This is a genomic window from Cupriavidus sp. 01T418, assembly GCF_056398885.1.
The window spans coordinates 1-497 of sequence record NZ_JBFTQG010000168.1 but is presented as its reverse complement, the minus strand read 5'-3'; the positions used below and the strand labels follow the sequence as shown (position 1 = coordinate 497).

1 protein-coding gene is annotated in these 497 nt (G+C 66.6%); it reads left to right on the top strand.

The window, feature by feature from the left end; all coding sequences use genetic code 11:
• Window positions 1-497: helix-turn-helix domain-containing protein (locus tag AC1DQ3_RS36745; RefSeq protein ID WP_477124983.1), on the top strand; the 497-nt coding region annotated here is incomplete at both ends.

Sequence of the window (497 nt, the reverse complement as noted above, 5' to 3'; positions counted from 1 at the left end):
GTAAGCATGCGTGAGTTAGACAGGCTCAAGACCGTCCAGGCGGTCGTGGATGGTCAATTGCGGCCCGGCGTGGCCGCCGAACGGTTGGAGATCACGGATCGGCAATTCCGGCGGCTGCTGGAACGGTACAGGCAGGAAGGCCCGTCCGGACTGGTGTCCCGCAAGCGCGGCAGGCCCAGCAACAACCGCATGCCCGCGGACCGCGAATCCGTGGCCCTTGGGCTGATCCGGGAACACTACGCCGACTTCGGCCCGACGCTGGCCTGCGAGAAGCTGCGCGAGCGACATGGACTGACCTTGTCCAAGGAAACGATCCGCCGAATGATGGTGAGCGCCGGGCTTTGGGTTCCGCGCAAGCAGCGCCCGCCCAAGGTCTACCAGCCGCGCAACCGGCGCGCCTGTCTCGGTGAACTGATCCAGATCGACGGCTGCGACCACCGCTGGTTCGAAGACCGGGCGCCGGCGTGCACGCTGCTGGTCTATGTCGACGACGCCAC